Genomic DNA, 24,933 nt, shown 5'->3' with positions numbered 1-24,933 from the left:
TTCTGCTCTGCGGTGAAAGCTCGTCTCGGTCGTTTGCCGGTCGTCGTCATTTTCGAATCCCCCTGGGCTATTATTATAGCGCATTAAAGAATTCGATTTCGTACGAGTATCAGAAACGCAACTCATTGTGACTTTCTCATGCTCAGGTTTTCTTGACAAAGAATACCATAAGGACTGTCGACCTTCGACCAGTTCGACCATAATTCCATCATCGACAGACCGGAAGAGTGCTTTAAGATCATCGGTTTGGCTAGCATTCCATCGTTCGATAGTAAGCTGCGCTTTCGCTGCAAATGCGATGAAGGGTCCTCGGTTTGGACGGCTGACATGTATGTAAGAGAATCCAGACATAAGTCAGCCCCTGGAAGGAACCATCATTTCTTAATAAGGCCTTCGACCTTTCTAATCACCTCAGGGTCTATATCTTTCCTGACATCGAAGTGTCTTGAAGCTGGAGGCAGCTGGTCATAACCGTATCCAATAGCTAGACCCATAGCCAAATAGCTGGACTCTCTAGCCATCTTATCTTGAGCCTCATCATTCCAAATGTCGTATAGCTGCCGCAAGAGTTCTGTCTGCTTATTTTGAGTGTAAATGTATCCAAGACAGCTGATCGCCATCAGGCGGACGTCGTCTTCGTCATCCCATTCAAAACCATTTGCAGCTTCCTGAATGTGTGCAAGAAAATTCTGCCCTAAGTCCCAATACTTACACAAGATTTGAATGGCAAGGCGGGAGAGCATGGGATTTTCAGGACAGACCAAATATTTTTCCACCAGATCCTTATTTTGGACGCCCCAGGCTCGACCCAGTGCAAGCAGTAACGTGTAAGTATCACCTTCCTCGCTACGAATAGCATTGACAAGATCCTTCATCTCTTTAGGACTGAGTTTTCCATTCGTCGCTTTCGTCAAGTAATCGTCGGCATTCATCGCTTTGTCCTCGGCAGAAATTCTTCTGTTTTATCCAATAGACGACTTGCTTCCCCTAGTTCCTGTTCCGCTGCTTTTCGGGCTTCTTGAGAAATTTTCGGGTTTGTCAGGGTTTCTTTTAGCTTGCCAATCCTCTTCAAGAGACCGTTCTGCGCATCTGAAAGCTCCTGTACATGGTTCCAAGGTACGCCGTTGGGTTTTCTCGCTACAACCTCACCTTTCATTTCTCGTCTAGCAGCATCTAGCTCGCCGTTCAAAATATGCTTTTTCAAAGCATCTGTTTTTCGAACAGCTTCTTTGGCTTTTTCGGCGGTCTTACCTGCTTCAGCAACCTTCTCCACCCGCTTGGCTGCTTTATAAGCATCCTTCGCCTTATCCGCTGCTCGAACCGCCTTGATCGCTGTCCCGGCTCCACCCGGCAGACCAGGCACCACCGTAGCGGTTACATCCGCGGCCAATCCCGCGGCATCCACAGCAGCCCCGGCCCAGTTTCCGGAAGCCACGTTTCCAGTCAGCGACGCCACGTCCATCGCGACGTTGGCAATATCCCAGAGGGTTTCAATAATCGTACCGGTCGGGTCCGTATATTTCAATGGGTTATTCTGGGCATAACCATAGAGATTACACTCCCGCGCCCGCTCCAAACAGAGGGAGGGCTTGCCCATAAATAGAGGATCCGGCTGAATGAAGCGGGCCAACTCCGGATCGTAGTAACGGGCTTTCATGTAATAAAGCCCTGAGTCATCATCCAGATAATGACCTGTAAAGCGATGATGTGTTTTTTCACGCGGAGCAATCGCGGAAACCTTGCCAAGCTGCTGGCCCCAGGCTGAAGACAAAGCCTCAGGTTTTTCCTCGGTGCCATAGGGCTGATAGAGCATCTGCTCCACAGGCTGACCCGAGGCATGCATCATGATATCCGACGAACCCAGGTGATCCTTCAGATAGTAATACCACTCGCCCGTCTTGTCCTCGAGGCGTACGAGGCGGGACTCGCCGACGAACAGATAGGACTGCGATCCCTTCGGCTCGACCGCCATCGAACGCATGGGATAGAAGGATTCCTGTAGCGACTGGTCGGCCTTGGCCACAACCCGCTTATAGACGCGATCACCGGCTGCATTATAACCAAAGTAGCTCTTGGTTTTCGCGGTCTCCACGAACACCAGCTGACCCAAGGCATTATACTGAGTCGCAATCACCTTCGGACTGCTCTTCAATTCACCGAAATCGTTAAACTGATAATTCTGTCCAGCTGGTCCTTGCGGAATCATCGCGTTGTCGGGATGCTGGGTGATGGCTCCAGGACCTTGCTCTTCATTGAGTACAAAGGACCCCATCGGGCTGTACTCGTAATGCAGAGTTTTCTGGAAACGCTGGGACTCGATCAGCTCGCCCTTCCAGTTGTAATCAAAGCGAGCCGTACGATTCACAAGGCCAAGCGCACTGTCCTGAATTCCATCCTGGATGGAAAGGATATGGGCATGCCCATCAATATCCAGAGTCAAATCCTGCAGAGTCTGACGGTTCTTTCCGTCAAAGAAACTCGATTGGATTTTCTGCAGAAGGAGTGTCCGGGGATCATAACTCAGTTTCGTGGTCGAATAAGACCCCTGCACCGGTCGATAAAGGATCTCATCAATCTGGCCCTTGGCATTGTAGCTGATGCTATCCATGATCGATTCAACAGTCTGCGCACCAGGCAGACGAATCTTCACCGACCGCAGAGCACCCGCAGCGTCGCTCGTATAGAACCCTTCAAGCCCCATAGGGTTTTTCACGCTCTTGATACTGCCATCTATAAGGTACTCGTAACTTTCCTGATAGATGTCCTTGCCCAGCTTGACCTGACGATGAACAATATCGCCGCCGGCGTCATAGGCAAGCTTCTCTTCGAAATCGAAAAGCTTATGCGTGACATCATAGCTTCGTGTGCTGGTGAGAAGTCCCAAGGGCTTCTTCACAGCCTTGACACTCTGCGCATCCGCCGCATAACCATCGACATAGAAATCGTAGGTATTGGAATGCGCGAGTTTGCCGTCCAGGATCTGCGTGGTCAGACGATCCTGATTATCGTAAGTATTCTCGATGACCCTTTTTGACTTTTCATTCTTATCCAGACGAACCGATGCAACCAGACGATCCCTTTGATCGTAAAGCTGGTAGGTCGTTCCAAGACCGGGAATCTCCTGCTTTTCCAGAAGTCCGCGGTTGTCATAAACCAGGCGCCGCGGTTGGGTTTCACCTGGCAGGTAAACTGCACTCAGATTACCACGCGCATCGCGCTCAAAACGAGTGATATGGGTCTCACCACTCTTGATGTCCTCCTCCACCTGCGCATGGAGGCCAAGATCGTGCTCGATCTTATAAATAGCAACGCGAACAGCCTGACCACGGCGGTCGAAGTTCTGACGCGCGACCTGGCCCCAAGGCGCATATTCGTAAGCCACCTCAAGGCCAGCTGGGAATTTCTCACTGGCCACGCGGCCCAGGAAGTCATAATGCGTGCGCACACCAATCTGATCCGCCGGAGTCGGAATCTGCTGGCCACCTGCAAAGATGGAGGCCACGGAAGGAGAGCCATCAAAGATGGAGAAAGGCGTCCAGGTGAAAATCTTCTGCTTGTTCCGGTCATAGGCCGCATATTCCTTGACCCGGATGCCGGTCTTCGGCTGTGCCCCATTCGCGGCGACGGACGCTGCGTCTTCAACGGAAGCAATCTTCAGACCATCTGGACGATAGGCGTCGAGGCTCTCAATCCATTGCGTCTCACCAACATCAGGCTTGACCGTATCCGCATAGCGACGAACGCGGGTTTTAACGAAAGTCGGCAGGCCGTGATAACCCTGCTTATATTCATATCGCTGCTCGCTGCCATCAGTCCCGAGGAACTGAATACGGCGGCCCAGGTTGTCATAAGCGATCTGAACAGCTAGACCAAGGGGGTTGGTGAACTTATCCAGGCGACCATTTTTATACTCAAACTTCCAAACCAGATCCTCAGCAGCCGGGTTGGCCTTGGGCGTTGTCCGACTGACGACAAACAAACCCTGCGCATCATATTCCACGACTTCAACTGGACCGAAGTGATCACGAACGCTCGTCCGGTTGCCGAAAGCATCATAGCCATAGGTCAGCGTGCGCTCATACTCAGTCAGACGTTCACCTGAAAAGCCCGGGATATCATCGCTGAGTCGGCTCTGAACGAAATCCACGTCCTGCTCAACAAGGCCGCGATCATCATAAACAAAGCGCTGGTAGGAAATGATTTCGCCACTGCGTTGAACCAGTCTATAATCAGGACTTTCGATGATTCCACGGGACTTCAGCTTCCGACGAGATTCTTCGTAGTCGAGAGTGGTTTCCGTAACGACCTCAGGCAAACGCTGCTGGAAGGGGCCGTTCAGTGCACTGACTGTTTCCCTTGCCATATGTGGCATGTTATAGGCATCGAAATCCTCGTAGACCTTCTTTTTAAGATAAGGTGAGGCGGTTGCCTCGCCTTCTTCATCACCGTTTCTCTGAAATGTTTCCTCAGTCAGTCGCAGGAACATCCAGTCACCGCTCTTGGGAACGACTTCCCAAACAAAACTTTCACGACTGACAAGCTGTTTCACAGCCGGAAGGCTCTGACGCTGGGATTCCTCCAGAAAGGAATGAGTCACAGGATCATTCGGATCGAACTTGTTGCTCAGCGCGGCCTTTTCACGGTATTTGGCGTCGTCCGCAACGCGCAGAACTTCCTTCGACTTGAGCTTGCCGGCAAGTTTACGGGCCGCACGATCCACGGCAAAAGTATAATAAGCTTCACGGGTCAGCGAGGATTCTGCAGCATAGTTATCCCCGTAACGAAGAACCTCGACCTCACTGAAGCCTAGAAAGTCCTTGTCATCAGCATCATAGAAGGGGCGATGATAGAAATATTCCTGAACCTCGACCGACTCGCGAGCCAACGAAGGCACACCCTGCGAGATGACAACCTGCTTGGCCAATACCACAGGGAAATGCAAAGGCGAAACCGGGCGGCCGAGACGCTGATCACGAAGCCTTTCCGTGGTGGATGTTGCATAGCGAATGTCATAACGAAGACCGGACTCGAACGCCACAGTCGTCAGAAGGTTGGACTTGATCAACTGACGATCAGTCTGACGGTTGAAGTCAATCATCACAGCTTTGGATTTGGCATCAGCGCCGGCATCAAAGAGCAGGATTTCCATCTGTCCGTCGCCATCGATATCAGCGACACGGCTGCGGGATGCATCCACACCGCCTGAAACGGTCAAGGGAAGATTGAGACGCAATTTCAATGGAGAATCAGACAGGGACTGATCACCAAAGCCCAGCCAGACAAAAAGATCACTGTTCTCTTCACCAAGAGTGGTGACATCCATGATGCCATCACCATTCACATCGATCAGCCAGAGCCCAAAGAGGTTCGGCTGCCCACGCAGCCCCTTCAGACTCAGGAAACGTCCACCTGCACCGCAACGGGGATCCGCCTCGGCATCCGAGCCGAAGAGCAGATCATTGGGACCGTTGTCATAAAGTCGGCCGTTATTGATGTAAAGACAAAGACCACTCTTGTCCGCTTCCGGGGAAGCGTTCAGATAGACCACGTCGGGCAACTGATCGCCGTTGGCATCGATCAGACGGAAATTTGGATCCGTGAGGTTCATGGTACTGCGGCCGAATGGGAAGCGGAAGGTCTTCGGCAGGAAGCGGAAATTCCAACGATCGCCGTTTTTGATCGACGTGTTCAGATAAACTTTCCAAACCGTGGCACCCGTGGCATCAAAAGCGGTCGTAAGTATATCGGTCAGGCCATCGGCATTAATATCCTGAAACTGAGCGCGCCCGCGTTCAAAAGAATTCGGACCCAACGAATTATCCTGCGTCAGCTTCTGGAGCAGACCCGTCCATTGGAAATTACCATCGGCATTGCCAAGATAAATGGCGCTTTGATCACCGTTTACATTCAGCTGAAGGAGATCCACAAAAGAATCACCGTTCAGGTCAGCGAAATGAAAGGCGGGCGAAGAAAGATCGGGGGAAACCTGGGTGGCACCGCGTTTCAAGGTCCAGAAGGTCGAATTCGAAAACGGTTGTTTCAGGTCACCTGTTGCAAAGAAGACATCGCTGGTGCCGTTGCTGTTACGCCGAAGAGCATCTACCAGGCCATCATGATTGGCGTCGGCGAGCTCATAATTTTCAACGGAAAAACCTGACTCACTGACGAGCTGGGGAATGGGATAAACAAGATCGCGATTCGCGAGGCTATCCTCGGTCCACGAGGAATATTGGAAATACATCGAAGGCAAACGGTCGGTTTCGTTCTTGAGGCGGGCATCATTGCCAAAACGATAGATGGCACGCAGTTCATCCAATACGGAAAGAGAGTCGTTGTTGATCTTGGGGAAAAGGTCCTTGGCCGCCTGAGCCGCGCAGTCCTGATGAGCTTTGACCGCAAAATCCACACGGTCGGTACTGTTGCGTCCAACGTAGGCAAAACACCATTGGGCCTGGATCGCATCGCCATAGCTGGCCACGAGCTTGCTATAGAGTTTACGGCTCTGCTGGGGATACCCCATCATAAATGAAGTCAAGTGTCCCGAACCTTCAAAAAGTTCGAAGCGATAGCGCGAAGCGCCACCGGCAAAGACAATTTCCTGAAGGTAGCTGCGGCCACTGTCCTGCACGTAGGTATAATGGACCGTTTCACCCCAGGGAGCCACTTCCGCGACCAAAGGATAACGGGTCACGACCTTGTCGCTGCTTTCGGCAACAGAGGGATCACCGCTGAAAAGTTGCCGGCGGCCATCCGGATAGAGGACTTCAAAACCTGAAGGAATGGATGCTTCACTTGAGGCATGCGATACCGCATAGGCGTTTTTATGGAAGGTGACCTGCACTTCTTCTTCTGACGCTTCCAGACGATAGACCAGACCGCCGACGTCGCGGCGAATGAAGATCAGCTTCTGTCCTTGCATCGTGAGATAATTCCGAAACTCACCGCTTTCCAATTCACCGGCAAGAGGAATCCCGAGTTCCAATGAAACGTCGATCGAGGGTACGGATAAAGACCAGCCAATCCCCAGACCATGACCTTTGTCTCCAGTAAACTGGCTATAAGTCAACTCAACCGAGGGTCCAAAGCCGGATCGGACGGGGAGTTCGGGCAACGGCAGCTTATATTGGCTTGCTCCTTTATTACTGCTGACAGTAAAAGACCCGCCCTCAGCTCCAACCGTCCCACCGGCTTCCGGCAACTTCACGAGTCCGGAGCGGGAGCCCGACTTGTCCTGAGCAACAGCGGTTAAAGCCGAAAACAAAAGAGAAATAAGGATCAAGGAGAAGCGATACATGGGTATCCTCTGAGGTACAAGGTGCACAAGGTACTCGCAAACAATTACACCAATTGCAAGGGCAAGACGTGGCGGTTCTCATATTCATGCAGGGGGTGACGGAATTTTTGAGTGACACCAATGTGACTGATCCTTGCAAAGGTTCATTCAATCAGATAATGGTGTCCGACACAGGGCTGCGAGGCATATTGCAAGCGGCCATGGCCAAGGGATGCAATATTCCGCAAAGTTCCGCTTCATCCTATCAGCGCGAGCCATGATGCTCCCTATTTTAGAGCCTAAATGACATAGGTCTCTTAATTTCCATAATCATTTGAAGAGTGAAGTCATGAATCTCCTTGCCAGGCTAAGCCTCCTTTTTCTGACCCTCATCACGGCCTGCGGTGTAGAGCAGAAGCCCAGTACCCTCCAGCAAAAAGCCAGTCCGAATGACCCGACCGTGAAGGTTCATAAAGTCAAAGACGGACCCGCTGAATTCTATGTCTATGTTTCCAAAGGCAAAGGTTACAGGATCGACTGCGGGGCCGATGAAGGGGGCACGAGGCGGCTGATCGAAAGCCTTGGAATTTCGCTCGCTTTACTCTCCACCAGTCGGACTTTCAACATCGATAGCCAGGAATACGATGATTGGAATGTGGACGAACAGCCGCGCCTGACCTGTCAGCCGGAAGGCAAGTTCCTCTATAGAATGGACCTTCAAGGTGAAGAGAAATATTTCCTGGCCGAACCCAAACTATCAGCAACTCGACTTTTCAACATTGGCTGCACTGGACTTATCGAAGCCATGGGCTTTGCACTGAACCAGTCTTACCTGATCCCCAGCTACCTCCTGACCGACACCAAGGTATTTTCCGCTGAAGACAGTGACGACCTCAACTGCTACTCCGGCTCGACGGAAAAGGCAAACTGGGAGCTGAACGACTCAGCCGATGTGAATGGAAATGGGTTATGCGATGGGCTCGAAGACTGCGTTTATAGGCAAATTAGCACCTCTCTCCTTTGGGCTAAGCGAATGGATCAAGGCCTGCGGAATTGGTCAGCCGCTGCTGCCTACTGCGATAAGCTCGATTACAGCGGATTCAGTGACTGGCGACTGCCGACGAAAGATGAAGCTCTTAAAGCTGCCCAGGATGAAATGTGGAGTGAAGTGAAAGTCACTCTTTTGAATAATGCCCCCAGTACCTGGACCAGCACGGAAACGACCGACGGAAAGCTGTATATAGTCAATCTATCCAGTGGAAACGGCGCGACCTTTCCCAAAACCTACGTCACTGCAAATTCTGTTATGTGCGTTAGAAAGTAACAAAACTGAATACCCTGCATCACACCAAGGAGAACGATATTCATGCTTCAGGACGCTCTTAAAAAGCTACTTATCCTCACCGCTGGCTCAGCCGCCTGTTTGGCCTCGACCAGCCGTGCGTTTGCACTCACTTCTTATGTCGACATGCTAACCGAAAGCAAGACCTGCGCAGCGGCGTGGACCTGGCAGGAGTATTTACCTGCAAAAATCGTCAATGAACCCAACATGTGCGAAACGGTGGAGCAAACGGTTCTAAACGAAGACGGTGAACTCCAGCTCACCATATCGCAGGAAACAGAAGAATTTGTCATTGCGAGTACAGAGAAGGCCTTGACCATTGAAAGCGCCGTACAAGCGACAATTGAGCAGAACTTTCACCGAAGCAGGACAACCTATCCTGAAATAACAAACCCCCAATTCCTAACTGCTGAATCACGATTTTATGACAAGGTCCGGACCCCTCTCCTATATCCCCCAGAGGCTATAATGCCTGTATACGGAAAGAAAACGGGAGACGGTGAATGTCGCATGTGGAAAGTCTCTGTTAACGGCACTACTTGCGAGGCTAATTATATCCGCGTGGAAATCTACGGCGTCTATAAAAAACTAAAATACACTTTGCCCATCAAGAAAGACCTGCTTTGCCCTTCCCGTTCTTCCATCGGAAAAAGCGATCCGTTCGTGACACTGGATCAGGTCAAAGATCTTTCCTATGAATCCATCGACGGCAAATCCATCCCAGGCGCTGAACGTTTCAACATCGTCTGTCCTCACGGAGTTTCCTACGATACACCCAGCAAACAGGCTCAGTATGCCTTGAATTGGCTGCGGGTCCGGGAAAACAACATCGACCTGAACGATCAAGACATTCAGGGCACAATCAAATATCTGAAAGCACTCGCTTTGGAGAAAACCAGCGAGCTGTCTGAATTTCAACTGTCCTCCATCCTGGAACTCCATAAGAAGTATCCTGCTCTGGCCTTTGGGGGCCAAGAGACAGACGATAATGCTGTGGAGACGTCTCCCGAGGACGTAAAAACCAACCGCGAACTCTGGGCCCAGATCGAGAAAAAGCTGGTAGCTGCTCCGAAACCGGCCGTCTCGCTTCGTGACCTACGTGATAAGGTGGAAGCCGGATCAGTGCAAATTCACAGCGGCAGCACTTCATCGGTTTACGTCGGAAAATCCATGAATTTCCCTGAAGTCTATTACAACTCGTCGAGCTTCGGGTATGTAACGAGCTATATTTTTCAGGACGACGGGAGCATTGTCGCAAGCACCCGTGGTGGCTCTGTAACTCACAGCAAAGGTTCCCAGACGCATACGGAGATAGTTACTAAAATCAAAGAGAGCTTGCAGTCTTATACGGCCGAGGATCTAGCCAGTCAGAATCCAGCTGTAAAAGAACTCATTGGCATGCTCGTCAAGTATCTTAACGATGAGAAAGCTGCACCCGCTCCCAAGAGTGAGCAAAGCTTTCAGAAGCTCGCGGCAACGGTAGGTTCGCAATCCGTAAACCTTTACACCGGCTTCCAGAGCATGACGACCCTTTCTTATGACGCCAGTCAGTCGGCCGTGACATATAGTTATCAGAACAGGATTTCAGCCAGAAATCTGGTCTTCGATGCCAAAGGTCGCATCACGGAATCATGGTCTGCCGGTGGGGGAGCCCAGACTTACGAGCCTGGTCAACCCAAGCACACAGAAATTGCCAATCAGGTTCTCACTGACGTTGGCAACTGGAAGTTGAACCGCACCGATCTGACCCCGGAACTGATTGAAGTCTATGACAACCTGCTCGCTTACCTGAATACAGTAGTGAAATAATCAAACCAGGAAAATCCAAAGGCCCGCCCTTTGGATTTTTCCTTTTCCACCCCAAGCCTTCAACCCACGATCGCATCCACTTCCACTTCGATCATCATCTCAGGATCGACGAGGCTGCCGATTCCCAGCATGGCTGTCGTGGGCGGGAAATCTCCGAAGAATTCCTGATGAGCGCGGCCGTATTCCTCCCAGCGGGAGACATCGGTCACAAACATGCGCGTCCGCACCACGGCGGAAAGCGGACAGTCCAATTTTTCCAAGGATTCCTTCACGATTTCAAAGCAGCGGCGGGCCTGCAGATAGGCATTTCCGGGCGCCACGACCTGACCGTCTTTGACTGGCGCGGTGCCGCTGACGAAGACGAAATTTCCGGTGCGCAGGGCCCGGCAGTAGCCGACTTTCTTTTCCCAGACTCCGCCTGTACTCACTCGTTGAACATTCATGCACGTTCTCCTTGATAGCTGCTTTATGATGCTGCCTGTAAGCTAAAGGAGCGGAAAAGACCAAACAATTGAATAAGAACGCAGAGCCTTTAAAAGCTGCAGTTCGGAATCTTTTGGGCATTTTTTCCAGGGGAAAACGTACGAAAAGGAAGGGCTGGGGCTGAAAGCGGAAGGCCTAAGCAAGCCTTCCGATATCCGAAGTTTTTCAGTTTTTCAGAGCCTGATCCAGATCCTTGATCAGATCATCGGCGCTTTCAATCCCGCAGGACAGACGAATCAAATTCGGACCGATGCCGAGCTGCTTCCGCATCTCTTCCGGCACCGAAGCATGAGTCATCTTCTCAGGATGGTTCACGAGGGATTCCACTCCACCCAGACTCTCGGCGAGCGAGAACACCTTCAGCTTCTGCAGAAAGCTAACGACTTCATCATAGCTGCCCTTCAGGTTGAAGGACACCATGCCCGCGAAACCACGCATCTGTTTTTTCGCCAAGGCGTGCTGCGGATGCGAAGGCAAACCGGGGAAGAAAACGTCCTTCACGCGGCTATGCTCGGAAAGAAAACGCGCGACAGCGAGGGCATTCACATCATGCTTTTCCATGCGCACAGCCAGCGTCTTCACGCTGCGCAGAAGCAGGAAGCATTCCAGAGGACCCGGGACAGCGCCACCGGCGAACTGCACGAATTTAATCTGCTCATAGAGTTTATCATCATTCAACATCACCGCACCGCCGATGATATCGGAGTGACCACCGATATACTTGGTCGTGCTGTGAACGACGATGTCGGCTCCCATTTCCAAAGGCGATTGGAAGATCGGCGAGGCGAAGGTGTTATCCACCACCACGACCGCCTGCGCCTTGTGCGCGACCTTGGTCACGGCTTCGATATCAATGACCTTCAGGAGCGGGTTGGTCGGCGTTTCAATCCAAACCAGACGCGTGTTCGGCTTGACCGCAGCCTCGACATTCTTCACCGTGGTCATGTCGATGAAATCGAAAGTCAGGTTGTACTTGGCGAAGAGCCGACGGAAGAGTCGGCCCGTTCCGCCGTAAACATCATCACAGACGAGCACGTGGTCGCCTGGATTCAGAATCTGGATAATGGCCTGCTCGGCCGCCAGTCCGGACGAGAAAGCCAAACCGTACCTGGCGTTTTCCAGAGCGGCAAACGCCTCCTCCAGAGCATCACGGGTCGGGTTGCCGGCTCTCGAATAATCCCAGCCTTTATGCTGGTTCGGTGCTTCCTGCACATAGGTCGAGGTTTGGAAAATCGGCGTCATGATCGCGCCCGTGCGCGGATCAGGTTCGACACCGGCATGTACGACTTTGGTGAAATCAGAGGGGCGAATGCTCATACTCACATATCCTTCATGGAAGATCTTAGAGGTCTTTCAGCACTTCGGCCAGCTGGCCTTTGCGATGCATTTCCGAAACGATATCGCAGCCGCCGACGAATTTGCCTTTCACATAGAGCTGGGGAATCGTCGGCCAGTTGGCGAATTTCTTGATGCCTTCACGGATGTCCCAGTCTTCGAGGACATTCCGCGAACCGTAATTGATGCCGTAATTTTTCAGAACCTGAACGACCTGCGCGGAGAAACCGCACTGAGGCGCATCAGGAGTGCCTTTCATGTAGAGAAACACCTTATTGCTTTCCACGTCGCTCTTAATGGTCGCAAGTGCGTCCTGTTCACCCATGGTGATATCCTTTCCCGTTCAAAAAAAGATCGTTCCCCAGGATGGGGATTTTGCCTGCCTAACCTAATACAAGGGCCAAGGTGGGGAAAGGCTTTTCGCGAGGGATTGGGCCGCGAGTCCGCCATAAGGGTAATAAAATAGTGTCACTAGGACGCGGCACAGATCAGAAACAGTCGGTATTCCCAGCCCGCCCCGGCCCAGTCGTAGTCTTCGTGCTTTTTGAAGAGCTCCAGCCGCTGCTGACTGTAGGTGGCAAGGAAGGTCAAAGGATCCGCCTTCTTCAAAGCGGCCAGGGTCATCGGCCCCACCACGCCATCGACCGGAAGCTTATAGCCCATGCGATTCAAGGCTCGCTGCACGATTTTATTGTTGCTCACAACACCGTGATGGATGGCCCCATCGAACACAGCCAGACGAACCTTGGCAGGATACTTCGCAATCTGCGCGGGCGTGAAATAGGCATTGCGATAAATCTTCTTCGCTTCGTCTTGCGTCAGCGTCTTGATCCGCCCCTTGAGTTCGGGATGCGCACGCGCGCTGATGCCCCAGTTCGTTTCCCCGCCGTTATCATCAGGATGGTTGGCATAACCCTTCTCGATGCGATCCACAATGAAGGTGATCATCTGGTCGAATGTCATGGCGAGCCTCCGGTTTTTCCTCAGTATGCATGATGCAAGACGCCGCCGCAAAGTGGGTAAGTCCCTGAATTGCATTTTTCAGGATTGGCAGTGGATTTCAGCATTCATTCTTTATAATGTAACGGAAAAGGGGGAACCAATTCATGGATGTTTATCGAGGACGGCTCATTGATCATGTCCACATCGTGGTCAAGGACATAGGAGCCAGCAAGAAATTTTATCGGGCGATCTTCGCGGCTCTTGATATTCCGCTCGGCGGTGAATCCGAGGATCATGTCTGGGCGGATGAACTTTTCATTTCATCCAAAGAAAGCCGGGCCGCGCACGGTGAACTCACCGGTCGTGTGCATCTTGCCTTTCAAGCGCACGATGAACAGACCGTGCAAAAGTTTCACGAAGCCGCGATCAAAGCCGGAGGTCGCGATAACGGCCCGCCCGGACTCAGGCCCTATCACAAAGGCTATTACGGGGCGTTTGTTCTGGATCCTGATGGCAACAACATCGAAGCCGTCTACCATGGTCCAGCCAGGCGTTCGGGCGATTCGGTGAAAATTTCTTTCTAAGCGGATGCAGGCGTCAAAAGTCCAAGCGCCATCGACGCCACCCGTTCCGGCAGCAGAGTCTTCATGCAATTGAAATGACCGAGTGGACACTCCTGCGGTCCATGATCGCTGCACGGCCGGCATGAAAGCTCCACTTCCGCCACCAGCCTTCGCGGGGCCAGGGGTCCAAATCCCAAACCGGGGACCGTGGCGCCAAAAATAGCCAGAGTGGGCACGGAAAATGCCGATGCATAATGCAAAGGCGAGGAATCGTTGCTCACCAAAAGATCCAGCAGTGGATATAGCCCCCTCAGATCATCCAGACTCGTTTTCCCGGCTAGATTAATCACCCGGGCCGCATAATCCTGCAGTCCCTCTTCCATGGCCGCGGCGGCTGCCTGCTCGTCCTGGCTGCCTAAAATCAAAAGAGTATGCGGCGTTTCTTTCAAAAGGATGCGCGCCATCGGAATAAAATGCGAAACCGGCCAACGCTTGGTGCCCCAGACACTGCCCGGAGCAATCGCGACGAGCCCTTGACCCTGCGTACGTTTTTGCAGGTCAACAGCCAAAGGCGTGGACGCGGAAGCCAGCGAGGGCCGCGCGGTAAAAAGCTCTGCCCGCGATGCACCGAGCGGTTCCAGCAATAGACTGATGCGCTGGGTCTCATGCAGAACAGCCACACGCGGCACGCGCCGATCGGCGAGGAAACCAAATTTCGTTTCATCGTAAGTGATCGTGTAGAAGCCAAGCGCCGCAGCCAAAAGACTGGATCTTACGCTCCGGTGCGCCTGAAGCAGGACTGTCCCTTCCCGTCCACAGTCCTTTAAGTCGCTTTTCACCGACTGAACAGCCTTGCGCATCGACCGGCCGCGCTTGTCAAAGACCACGATTTTATCCAGCGCCGGATGCCCACCCAAAGCCTTGGCGCCCAAAGGCGTGGTGATCAGATACTGCCGTAGGGAAGGATGCTGCGCTTTCACATAATTCAAAGCAGCGGTCTGCAGGATGATGTCACCCAGAAAACTCGTCTGGATCCAGATGATATTCTGCACAGTTTCAAGATTTGGCTTCATCCTGCGATTACCTGTCAATTCGTTGTGCTTGCCAGCCCCTTGTGCAAACGCTAATCTTCTTCAAGATCCCAAGGCTTCATTGCTGACGGCGTGAAATTTTCCCTGTCCGGGACGAGCTGTCCTGCTATCCCACTTGAACCTAAGATCTTTTGCCTTTATCTGTCAACGCCCTTCAATCCTTGATGCTTCAATGGATTCAGGCTTGAAGTGGAGCGCAGCCGCAAGGAGTTTTCCGTGCTCGATTCCCTATTCCAAACCACTCCCCGCTTTTCGCCCGGGCGGCAAAATCTCGAAGAAGCCATGCTGGAAGCTCAGAAACTTGCCTTTGCTCCTGTCAGCTTCATGGTCTGCATGGCGATGAAGCGCATGGGAGTCCTGACTGCACTTGAAGACGCCGTCGGTGAAGGTTTGAGCGTGGACGGTGCGGCGGAACGTCTTGATCTGAGCGTTTATGCTGTCCGCATTCTTTTCGAATCCGGTCTGGCCATGGGCGCACTGCGGCAACAGGACGATCGTTTCCATCTGACCAAACTCGGGCATGTGCTGGCCCTGGATACGATGACGGCCATCAACTTTGATTTCATCTATGACGTGTGTTTCAAGGGTCTTTTTCACCTGGAAGAGGCGCTGCGTACCGGCAAACCTGCCGGATTGAAGGAGCTCGGCCCCTGGCCCACCGTGTATGAGGGGCTGAATGAGCTGCCGGACCACATACGCAAGTCCTGGCTCGCTTTTGATCATTACTATTCTGATTCAGCATTTGGCGCAGCTCTGCCGATGATATTCGCGGAGGATGTGCGGAGCCTCCTCGATATCGGCGGCAATACGGGACGCTTTGCCCGCACCTGTCTGACTGCGAAGCCCCAGCTGAATGTCACGATCGCCGATCTTCCTTCGCAGATTGAACTTTCCCAGGCGGAAAGTCAGAATGAACCCTGGCGCCAACGCCTGCATTACCATGCCGTTGACCTGCTGTCTCCTCACGCCACTTTGCCTTCCGGATTCCAGGCGGCATGGATGAGCCAGTTTCTGGTGTGCTTTAACGAAGAAGACGTTTTGAAAATCCTGCAGCTGGCACGATCCTCGCTTACACCCGATGGGCGTCTTTTCATCCTGGACACATTCTGGGATCGGCAGCCGAAGGTGCCTGCGTATTGCCTCTTGCAAACCTCGCCGTATTTCACGGCCATTGCCAATGGGCAAAGTAAAATGTATGACACCCGAACGATAGTGCGCCTGACCCATGAGGCCGGTTTCCGTCTGGAGAACATCATCGACAACCTCGGGATCAGCCACAGTTTGATGGTGCTGAGGCCGCAGCAGGATTCTTGAGAATGAGTACCTTGGGAGGTTGATATTACTATGCCGGAGCAAAAGTCAGTCGACGAAATCAAAAGCGAAATCAAGCAGCTCCTGCTTGAGGTTTCCAATCTGCCCGGCATGACGCCGGACCGCATTGACGATCAGCTCTCGCTTTTTCAGGATGGTCTTGGACTCGATTCCATAGATGTCCTGGAACTCGTGGTCGCACTCGATAAACGCTATGCGATCAAAGTCAAAAATGATGAGAACGGCCGCAGTGTTCTGCGGAACGTCAGCAGCATCGCTCAAGCCATCCACCAAAGCCAAATGCAGGCAGCGAACTAAATCATGCAAAGCGCCCCCATCAGCATCACAGGCATCAGCGTCGCGTCGGCTCTTGGCTCGTGCTGGCAGGACCTGGGTGCGGCCGTTATCGACAAAAAAGCGGGTATAAGACGCGATCACCGTTTTGCGGAATGGATCCCGGCTCCGCTCGGCGAATTGCCTTTGGAGGCTTACGGCGTTCCACCCGAGGACCGCATGAAATCCGATCAGGTCATGCGCCGCGTGATGCAGGGCATGATCGAGCGGCTGCACAGCGAGACCGGGGTCTTTGATCGTTTCGCGCCGCAGGATATCGGTTTTTTCGTGGGCACGACGACCTGTGGCATTGATGGATTTTTTTCTGCTCTTTCCCAGCATCGCGCCTCGGGTCTGCCGCTTATGAATTTCCTTTCCCCTGATATGCAGCAGGTATGGATCACGCAGGAAATGCGGAAAATCTTTCCGCTCCGCGGCCCTCACTTCACGTTTTCATCAAGCTGCGCGGCTGCGGCCCAGGCCATCGGCCAGGCTTTTGATGCGGTGCGCTCCGGCATGTGCAAGGTTGCGATTGCGGGGGGCATTGATATCTTAAACCGCGTGACCCTGCATGGCTTCGACAGTCTTCAGATCCTCGATCATGATGTCTGCCAGCCTTTTTCACCGAATCGCAAAGGCATCAATCTGGGTGAAGGCGGGGCTCTTCTGCTTTTGGAAAAAGAACCGAAAAGCCCGGGACTCGCCACGATTCGCGCCTATGCCGCTCTTTCCGAGGCGCATCATATGGTGCAGCCTGCACCTCAGGGCGTCTGGATGAAAAAAACCATGGAATTGGCTTTAGCGAATGCAGGCTGGACCCCGGATGCTGTGGATTATATCAACGCGCACGGCACCGGCACGGAAGGCAACGATGCCGCTGAAGCCGACGCTGTGACGGCTGTGTTTGGGCAGCTGGATCGTCTGCATGCAACCAAGGGCCTCAGCGGCCATTATCTGGGTGCGGCCGGTGCTTTGGAAGCGGCCATCACCGTTGCGATGCTGCGGCTGCGCGGGCATAAGAAGGCCCTCAGCAATTCCTTTGGCTTCGGCGGCAGCAATATTTCCCTGCTTTTTGCGGCGGAGCAGCCATGAACAAGGTTTATCTTCACGCAGCAGTGTCGGAAGAGTGGACAGCGGAAAGTCAGCTGCGCCTGGCTTCACCTTTTTTCCGGCGCATGACCGCTCTTCAAAAATCGGTCGTGCAAGCCTTTGCCGCTTTGGATGCTCTCGCTCCCGATGCCATGCGGAAAGCCCGTGAGCAGGAAGCGCCAATCTTTTATTCCAGTGGCTTTGGCGAGCTGAGTGCCATGCTTCAGGTCACGCGGGCCATCGCCGATCATGATCTGCCTGTTTCACCCAAGGAATTTCAGCATTCCGTGCAGAATGCGGCGCTCGCCTATTTATCCATGACTCACGGCATTCGGCATGCCTGCTATGCTCTCTCGGGTGGTTTTCTGTCTGCGGATAACTGCCTGCAGCTTGCGCAATTGCGCATGGTGCATGGCCTCGATTCCATGAGCTTTGTCATTCATGCTCATGAGTATCTGGGATCGAATGGAGCCGATCGGGCCCAGGCGGAAATCCTTTTGCTCGGCAATCAGGCTGACAATGCACTGCAGGTCCTCGATTTCTGCCGCGAGGGAACGCTCGACGATTTTAACAGCAGCAGTCCTGAAATTTTTACGGAACACGATTCAAGGATTCCACCCTGGCTCCTGAACCAGGGACGTCCTCTTGCGGCCCGCTTGGTCCGCTCCCTTTCAGGAGAAAGTCTGGTCACCCGATGGCTCCCGATACCTTGATTCCGCATAAGGGCCCCATGCTCCTCGTCAATGATCTGATTGATCTGGATCCCGGTCAAAAGAAGGGTCGTGTGAGCAGTATCCTCGCGAAGGGCAAGCCCTACTGGAACGAAAGCGAAAGTTTTCGCTATCACTGGCTGCTTGAGATAATGGCTCAGGCCGCAGCGACGGTTTGCGGCGCGCTGCGCGGTTCGGATCATGGGGCCCCGGCCCCTGGATTTTTATTATCCATCAGGGAATGGGCGCTGCTGCAAAGACCACCCTTGGTTCCCGGGGATGCGATGCTGGCTGAAGTCACCATAGAAACCGAGATGGATGCCTTAAGCCAGGCGAGCATTACCCTGGAATACCAGGGTGAAACCGTGGCCCGATCCATGATGAGTTTTTACCAGGAAACCCGAGGATCGGTATCATGAAGCGCGTTTTCATCACCGGCGGCAATCGCGGCATTGGCGCCGCCCTCGTTCGGCATTTTGCTTCGCTCCCGCATCATTCGGTAGCCTTCACATACTGCAAGGGTGCGGACACGGCCAGCGCCTTGATCAAGGATCTGAACGGCGAGGATCATATCCGCGCATTTTCGATGGATTTGAATGATCCCGGATCCATTGAAACCTGTGTGAAAACGGCCCTGGATTGGCAGCCGGGTTTTGATATCGTGATTCACAATGCCGCGAGCAAGGCGGATGGTCTTTTTTATTTCCTTGAGGAAAAGGCTTTTTTTGAGCCGATTCAGCTGGCTTTGAATTCCTTCTATCACCTGAACAAGGCCTTTCTTCCCCATATGATTCAACAGCGTTGGGGTCGCATCATTCTTTTGGCCAGTCTCGCCGGTGAAACGGGACAGGCTGGACAGACCAATTATGCGGCGGCCAAAGGCGCTTTGGTCGCGGCCAGCAAATCACTCGCGCGGGAAGTGGCTCGCAAAGGGATCCTCGTCAATTGCGTGAGTCCCGGCTGGATCGCGACCGACATGACCGACGCTGTCGTGGGTCCTGAGCAGATCAAAGCCATTCCCATAGGACGCATGGGTGAACCGGATGAAGTCGCGCAGGTGGTTGGTTTTCTCGCCTCCAACGCAAGCTCCTATATCAATGGCACAACGATTCAGGTGAACGGTGGACTTTACTGTTGAAAACATCCTGATTCCCGCGGACCATCCCTGTTTCGATGGGCATTTTCCCGGACATCCGATTTTCCCTGCTGTGGCGCAGCTCGATCTGGTGCTCGATCATTTGCAAAGGATCCTGGATCAGAGTCTGACGCTGAGCGAGGTCAGGAAAGCCAAATTCCCGGCCCCTATCCTTCCCGGAACTCGTGTTCACCTTTCCTTAAAAGTCCAGGATCACACGGCTTTCTGGAAAATTTTTGCAGACGATAAAATTTACTCGCAGGGCATGGTTCAGTTCATCAAAAGCCTGCTTTAAAATCTTCGCAAGATCCTTATCTTTCAGCCGAAAATGCCGACTACGAGGGCATGGGAAAACTGCTTCGATTGTTATGGACCCTGCTTCTTGCCGGCATCTTCACTGCATCGGCGAGTGAGGCGGCTATTCCCACGCAGCCTGGTTACCTTGATCTGCGCAAATGGAATTTCGCGCGTGGGGATGCCACCTTTCTTCAGGGTCATTGGGAATTTTTCTGGATGGAGCTTTTATCTCCGGACGAGGTGAAAAAACGGATACCTATCCAATATTTCCCCATGCCCGCGACCTGGCATAAGCAGCTGAAAGTCTGCTGTGGATATGCGACCTATCATCTGCGGGTCGATGTCGGTGATGCCAAGGACATGGCACTTGAGATTCCGCACATGTCGACAGCCGTGAAGATTTTTGTGAATGGCGTTGAGTTCTTCAAGGCCGGAAACGTCGGCACGACCGAGGAAACATCCATTCCCTCCAGGAATTCAGGCATTCTTCGCCTGCCGGATGCGGGAAGCTATGACATCGTCGTGCAGATCTCCAATTTCCATCATGCGCGCGGCGGCACCTGGCGAGCGATGCGCATAGGAAGTTTCGAAAGTCTGACGCATACGGCGCGGATGAATCAACTCATCGAAATCGCCTTCATCGGTGGCATCTGGGCCATTGGCATCTATCATCTGGCTCTCTTCTTTTTGCGCCGTGAAATCGTGACGATTGCCTTTTCCTTCTGCTGCCTCGCGGTGGGCACGCGCCTTTCGACGGTCGGCACGCGCATCTTTGAGTTTTTCATCGATGACCTTAGCTGGGTGACGATGTTCCGCATGGAATACCTGAGCCTTTATCTCTGCCCGCCGCTGATCTGGTTTTATGTCCAGCGTCTTTTCCCTGATGAATTAAAGATGCGCTGGGTGCTGGTGGCCATTGGCAGTTTCGTGGTTCTGAGTTGCACGCTCCTCCTGCCCTCTTTGACCTTCACGCATTTGATCAACTGGTTCTTCATTCTGGGGTCGGGTTTTTCCATCTGGTTCATCCTCGTCATCTTCCGGGCTGTTTACCTGAAAAGAACGGCGGCCCTGACCATTGCCATCGGGGCCCTGGCCATTCTTCTGGCTTCGGTGATCGACCTCATCAATATCTTTGTGTTCAATGAACTGCAGGCCTTTTTCTTCCATATCGGCTTTCTGATCTTCACCATCTGCCAGTCCTTTGCCATCGCGCAGATCTATGACCGCTTCTTTCAAAACCTCAGGGTCGAGGAAAAAATGCGGCGCCACAGCTATAATCAGCTCGCCAAGGTGTTCTATCCGCATCAGCTGCATATGATGCAGCAGGGCAAACCCCTGGAAGAAACGATGCCGACCGGCAAGAGCACGGCCTGCGTTCTGGCCTTTGATATCATCGGTTCCTCGCGGATCGAGCATATTCATGTGAAGTCGTTTTTGGAAAACTCCATCAAACGCTGTCTTTCCATTATTGACGAAGGCTACGATCCCGAGCAGCTGACGGCCACAGGCTACCGCATCAAAGAGATGGGTGATGGCTTTCTATGCTCGGTGGGTTTTCCCTTCCGAACGCCGGGCATGGGAAACCTTGCCAATTCCTCGGTGCAGCTGGCTCTGCGTTTTGTGCAGATTTTTCATGAAGAGGCTCGTCTCTTCGCCTATGCCGAACCTATTCACTGCAGCATCGGGATCGCCTACGATACGATCGAAGGCTATTTCCCTTCGACAGGTACCCGTGAATACGACGTCTATGGCCGCTCCGTGATTCTGGCAACGCGATATGAAGGCATGCGCCGCACCATCTTCCCCGATGGCGCCCCCAGCAGCGTCATCATCATTCAAAGGAAGGTCTGGATGAGCCTGGACGCGGAAATGCGCGAGCGCTTCAAGAGCTTCGATCTGGAGGGAGCCGGCATACAGGTCCGTGATGACCGGGATGCCAAGGCCCTCTACTATGTGGAAATTCCCTCAACGCCTGCCTGAGCGTGTAAACTCTCGTTCACAGCTGCAACAAATTCCTGCCGTGATACGTCCTGCTGAGGACTGAAAGTTGCGCCTTTTCGGCCAAAATGACCTGAAAAGTGGCGGCATAGGATTTGCGAAAGGATAAGAGCCAGACACCAACCCTTGGCTTGCGGAGACACACACATGCAGCAACAAACTCGCTCTTGGCTTCTTTTACCCCTGCTTGCCCTGACAGCTTGCGGCACCGGCCGTTCTGCGGATGTGAAGCAGAGCACCATCGAGCAATCCTACGAAGTGACCTACGATGAAGGCAGCAGCCAACTCAAAGCCTCGGCTTCGTTTCATTATGAAGACAATCTCGGTACCAGTCTTAAGCTTACCGATGGCAGCACGATCACTTTCAACAGCACGCCTATGAAGTATAGCAACGTACTCAACTCGGCGAGCTATAATCTTGAAATGCCCATGACCCGCACGCCGAACATGCCTCTGGAATTCCGCTATGTGAATAACGATGGCGAAGTCTTTGTCACAGAGGCCAAGGTTCCCGCACCGACTTCCATCAAAGTTCCGTCTGAAGGAACTGCGCTCCGCGGTGATCGCGAGCTGACCGTGCTCATGGAAGGTGAACCACTCTTCGGTGAAGATGAAATCACCCTCTGCCTGAACTACGAGCCCACTGTGATATCCACGGCTGATCCCTCTGTGAAAGAGTGCCTTTATACGAAAGAATCCTTACGTTTGGTCTTCAGTCGCGAGCAGCTGGCCCGCTTCCCCCGCGGTAAGGAGTTAACCCTTGAAATCAAAAGGGAAAGCCATCCCCGTCAGGATAATTCGCGGATTCGTTTGGAAGAAAGTTTCCTGTCACGGCCCCACTTCATCAGCCTGCAGTGAAGTCCCATTTTTAGCTCAAACTGATCATCAAGCTCCCGTCCGGCGCGTTTAACTCGCCGGGCAGAAGCCAAAAGTTCAAGTTCCTGACGCTGTGTGACGAGGCCATGTTTGGTTTTTTTGGACCCCTAAATTGCCTTATGAATCCATCAACTTGGATTCAAACAACCCGCCTTCCGTTTTCAGCATTGAACACTGCATTGGGAAATAAAAATTAAAACTCAACCTGCTTAATAATTTAACCGGGCCTCACCGAATAGCGTTGAAAGTGGATTTCCAAATAATTTTGGAGTCGCCCATGAAAGCGCTCATAGCCATGTCTCTATTCATCACCTTCACCGCCTGCACCAAACCAGGCGGAAAGGGCAGCGCTCAAGGCGACGAGGCCCCGGCCACGGGTGAGGAAACAGGAGGCACGGACAAGTCTTCGGGTCCCCTTCCCGGCAGCCCTGCGGGCAAGAATGATAAGGATGTCGCCAGCGAAACCAGCCCTTCGCCATCAACTGATTCGACCACAAACGATAGCTCAGGCAATACGAATACGGGAGGCAGTGGGAGCACAGGATCAGGTTCGGGAAACACCAGTGCTACTGCTGATACAGATATGGACGGCGTCACCGATGATCAGGATCTTTGTCCTGGTGAAAACGATGCGCTTCGGGTGACTCGCTATAAACTCACGGATGCGGATGGAGATGGCTATGCGGATGGTTCGCAGTCCTCTCAGGTTTGTCCTTCCAATACTGCTTATACTTTAACGTTGGCTCAGGTTGTCTATAGCGATTGTGATAGCACCGACGCCACGAAATGGCAGACGCTCGCCTACTCGCATCGGGATGCGGACAATGATGGGCATTCGATTGCCAGTTCCGGGTCGCTCTGCACCGGAGCTTCGCTGCCGGCTGGGTATCTAGCCGCGAGTCTCGGGACTACGGATTGTGATGATAGCAATGCTTCTTATCATACGGTTGCGACTTATTATTCCTATGCCTCCGATGCCACCACATCGGATCGCTACAGTCGTTTGAGTGAATCGGCCTGTGTTCCTTCGAGTGGTTATGGCAATGTGAATGCTTATAAGGAATATCGGCTGGTGCCGAATGTCATCTCGTCAGCAGGACTCAACATCCAAAGTGGTTTTGCCGAGTTTGCTGGCAAGGTTTACTTCCAAGGAAATTCAAGCACCCATGGAGCCGAACTTTGGGCAACGGATGGAACGCTCGCGGGTACGACGCTAGTCAAAGACATTTACACAGGGGCGTCGAATAGCTCTCCCTCGAATTTTGAGAGCGTGGGAGGGGTCCTCTATTTTACTGCAGATGATGGATCGGGAGTTCGCCTTTGGAAAACGGATGGTACGACAGCAGGCACTGTCAAAGTTAAACCGAGCGCATCGGTTGTCCCCAGCCTTTTGATCAACGTCAATGGAACTCTCTACTTTACAGGAATTGAAAGCACGACCGGGGCTGAATTGTGGAAATCGGATGGGACAGAAATTGGAACGACTTTGGTCAAGGATATAAATTCAGGTTCATCATCCAGTTCGCCAGCATCGCTAACAAACGTCAACGGAATCCTTTACTTTGCAGCTGACGATGGCAACGGTGATTTCGATCTTTGGAAATCAGACGGCACAGAAAGCGGAACAGTCAAGGTCAAAGACTTGGATAACATGACCGACACTGTACCCTCAGATTTCATGGCCATGGGAAGCACACTGTTCTTCAGCGCAGAACTGAGCGATTACGGACGGGAGCTCTGGAAGTCTGATGGTACAGACGCAGGCACCGTCATGGTTAAAGACATACGCGTTGGAAACTCGGATGGTCTTTCAGCAGCTGGCGCGGCGCCCTTTGCAATTCTCGGAGGATACCTGTATTTCCGGGCAGACAACGGGACTTCAGGCCGTGAACTCTGGAAAACGGACGGTACGGAAGCAGGAACAATGATGGTAAAAGATGTCCGCACCGGCCTAAACGGAAGTACTCCGGGAAACCTCACGACTGTCAATGGAACATTATTCTTTACAGCTGATAATGGCACGAGCGGCACCGAACTCTGGAAATCTGATGGCACTGAGTCCGGGACTGTCCTTGTGAAAGACATTCGAACAGGAACAATCGGCAGCTCGATGACCTCGCTCACAGCTGTGGGCAACTTATTGTACTTCAGAGCTCACGATGGAATTCACAATCTCGAACCTTGGAAGTCAGATGGTACAGAGTCAGGAACAATTATAGTCAAAGACATTAACGTCAATGGCTCCAGCGATGCATTCAGTCTCGCTGCCTTCGGTCAACAGTTGGTCTTCGTAGCAACAACTCCGGACGGTCCTCGGATCCACCTGACCCCAGCACCGCTCTAAAC

21 protein-coding genes are annotated in these 24,933 nt (G+C 52.7%); 13 read left to right on the top strand and 8 right to left on the bottom strand.

Translation table 11 applies throughout. The annotated features are described in order from the left end of the window. The 3 genes from VFO10_RS25280 to VFO10_RS25270 all read right to left on the bottom strand — a co-directional run. Positions 1-351: hypothetical protein (locus VFO10_RS25280; protein WP_325144785.1), on the bottom strand; the 351-nt coding region annotated here is incomplete at its 3' end. Positions 352-374: 23 nt separating this feature from the next. Further along, positions 375-932 (bottom strand): hypothetical protein, encoded by a 558-nt coding sequence (locus VFO10_RS25275; RefSeq protein ID WP_325144784.1) that lies wholly within the window; start codon positions 930-932, stop codon positions 375-377. After that, on the bottom strand, positions 929-7,294 hold the full coding sequence (locus tag VFO10_RS25270) for an RHS repeat-associated core domain-containing protein (RefSeq protein ID WP_325144783.1): 6,366 nt from the start codon (positions 7,292-7,294) through the stop codon (positions 929-931). Before VFO10_RS25270 ends, VFO10_RS25275 begins: the two co-directional genes overlap by 4 nt. Before the next feature lie 328 nt (positions 7,295-7,622). Between VFO10_RS25270 and VFO10_RS25265 the strand changes: the two genes are divergently transcribed. Continuing rightward, positions 7,623-8,597 carry a DUF1566 domain-containing protein gene (locus VFO10_RS25265; RefSeq protein WP_325144782.1) on the top strand — a complete coding sequence of 325 codons (975 nt, stop codon included), beginning with the start codon at positions 7,623-7,625 and terminating at the stop codon, positions 8,595-8,597. 42 nt (positions 8,598-8,639) lie between these two features. Beyond that, positions 8,640-10,424, top strand: coding sequence for a hypothetical protein (locus tag VFO10_RS25260; protein ID WP_325144781.1), 1,785 nt, complete (start codon positions 8,640-8,642; stop codon positions 10,422-10,424). 59 nt (positions 10,425-10,483) lie between these two features. Here the strand turns inward: VFO10_RS25260 and VFO10_RS25255 are convergent, their stop codons facing one another. The 4 genes from VFO10_RS25255 to VFO10_RS25240 all read right to left on the bottom strand — a co-directional run bounded on the left by VFO10_RS25255 (position 10,484) and on the right by VFO10_RS25240 (position 13,205). Beyond that, on the bottom strand, positions 10,484-10,867 hold the full coding sequence (locus tag VFO10_RS25255; protein WP_325144780.1) for a RidA family protein: 384 nt from the start codon (positions 10,865-10,867) through the stop codon (positions 10,484-10,486). A 205-nt stretch (positions 10,868-11,072) separates the two neighbouring features. Further along, the gene (locus VFO10_RS25250; protein WP_325144779.1) at positions 11,073-12,224 is read right to left on the bottom strand and encodes a cystathionine gamma-synthase; all 1,152 of its coding nucleotides are present in this window, start codon (positions 12,222-12,224) and stop codon (positions 11,073-11,075) included. Positions 12,225-12,249: 25 nt separating this feature from the next. Then, positions 12,250-12,567, bottom strand: coding sequence for a Grx4 family monothiol glutaredoxin (grxD, locus tag VFO10_RS25245; protein WP_325144778.1), 318 nt, complete (start codon positions 12,565-12,567; stop codon positions 12,250-12,252). A gap of 146 nt (positions 12,568-12,713) precedes the next feature. Then, positions 12,714-13,205 carry a glycoside hydrolase family 108 protein gene (locus VFO10_RS25240; protein ID WP_325144777.1) on the bottom strand — a complete coding sequence of 164 codons (492 nt, stop codon included), beginning with the start codon at positions 13,203-13,205 and terminating at the stop codon, positions 12,714-12,716. Positions 13,206-13,348: 143 nt separating this feature from the next. Here VFO10_RS25240 and VFO10_RS25235 point away from each other — a divergent pair, with 143 nt between their 5' ends. Beyond that, complete coding sequence (locus VFO10_RS25235; RefSeq protein ID WP_325144776.1) at positions 13,349-13,768, top strand: VOC family protein; 420 nt, start codon at positions 13,349-13,351, stop codon at positions 13,766-13,768. On the opposite strand, the gene VFO10_RS25230 is transcribed toward VFO10_RS25235, so the two are convergent. Then, a complete protein-coding gene (locus tag VFO10_RS25230) occupies positions 13,765-14,820 on the bottom strand; it encodes a glycosyltransferase family 9 protein (protein WP_325144775.1) in 1,056 nt (351 codons plus the stop codon). The two genes, VFO10_RS25235 and VFO10_RS25230, sit on opposite strands and share 4 nt — an antisense overlap. A 234-nt stretch (positions 14,821-15,054) precedes the next feature. On the opposite strand from VFO10_RS25230, the gene VFO10_RS25225 reads away from it, so the two are divergent. From VFO10_RS25225 to VFO10_RS25180, 10 genes are all read left to right on the top strand, one after another. Next, positions 15,055-16,152, top strand: a complete 1,098-nt coding sequence (locus VFO10_RS25225) for a methyltransferase (RefSeq protein WP_325144774.1) — start codon at positions 15,055-15,057, stop codon at positions 16,150-16,152. 30 nt (positions 16,153-16,182) lie between these two features. After that, positions 16,183-16,467 carry a phosphopantetheine-binding protein gene (locus tag VFO10_RS25220; protein WP_325144773.1) on the top strand — a complete coding sequence of 95 codons (285 nt, stop codon included), beginning with the start codon at positions 16,183-16,185 and terminating at the stop codon, positions 16,465-16,467. A 3-nt stretch (positions 16,468-16,470) separates the two neighbouring features. After that, complete coding sequence (locus VFO10_RS25215) at positions 16,471-17,574, top strand: beta-ketoacyl synthase N-terminal-like domain-containing protein (RefSeq protein WP_325144772.1); 1,104 nt, start codon at positions 16,471-16,473, stop codon at positions 17,572-17,574. Then, the gene (locus VFO10_RS25210) at positions 17,571-18,284 is read left to right on the top strand and encodes a beta-ketoacyl synthase chain length factor (RefSeq protein ID WP_325144771.1); all 714 of its coding nucleotides are present in this window, start codon (positions 17,571-17,573) and stop codon (positions 18,282-18,284) included. Before VFO10_RS25215 ends, VFO10_RS25210 begins: the two co-directional genes overlap by 4 nt. A gap of 17 nt (positions 18,285-18,301) precedes the next feature. Beyond that, a complete protein-coding gene (locus VFO10_RS25205) occupies positions 18,302-18,700 on the top strand; it encodes a hypothetical protein (RefSeq protein ID WP_325144770.1) in 399 nt (132 codons plus the stop codon). Continuing rightward, a complete protein-coding gene (locus VFO10_RS25200) occupies positions 18,697-19,419 on the top strand; it encodes an SDR family oxidoreductase (RefSeq protein WP_325144769.1) in 723 nt (240 codons plus the stop codon). The genes VFO10_RS25205 and VFO10_RS25200 overlap by 4 nt, the downstream gene beginning before the upstream one ends. Next, positions 19,403-19,711, top strand: coding sequence for a hypothetical protein (locus tag VFO10_RS25195; RefSeq protein ID WP_325144768.1), 309 nt, complete (start codon positions 19,403-19,405; stop codon positions 19,709-19,711). The genes VFO10_RS25200 and VFO10_RS25195 overlap by 17 nt, the downstream gene beginning before the upstream one ends. Before the next feature lie 50 nt (positions 19,712-19,761). Next, on the top strand, positions 19,762-21,693 hold the full coding sequence (locus VFO10_RS25190; RefSeq protein WP_325144767.1) for a 7TM diverse intracellular signaling domain-containing protein: 1,932 nt from the start codon (positions 19,762-19,764) through the stop codon (positions 21,691-21,693). 165 nt (positions 21,694-21,858) lie between these two features. Further along, positions 21,859-22,569 (top strand): hypothetical protein, encoded by a 711-nt coding sequence (locus VFO10_RS25185; RefSeq protein WP_325144766.1) that lies wholly within the window; start codon positions 21,859-21,861, stop codon positions 22,567-22,569. A 295-nt stretch (positions 22,570-22,864) separates the two neighbouring features. Further along, complete coding sequence (locus VFO10_RS25180) at positions 22,865-24,931, top strand: ELWxxDGT repeat protein (protein WP_325144765.1); 2,067 nt, start codon at positions 22,865-22,867, stop codon at positions 24,929-24,931. Positions 24,932-24,933: the final 2 nt, after the last annotated feature.

Source organism: Oligoflexus sp. (assembly GCF_035712445.1).
GTDB lineage: Bacteria > Bdellovibrionota_B > Oligoflexia > Oligoflexales > Oligoflexaceae > Oligoflexus.
The sequence above is the reverse complement of the archived record's forward strand: the minus strand, read 5'-3'. Positions and strand labels throughout refer to the sequence as shown.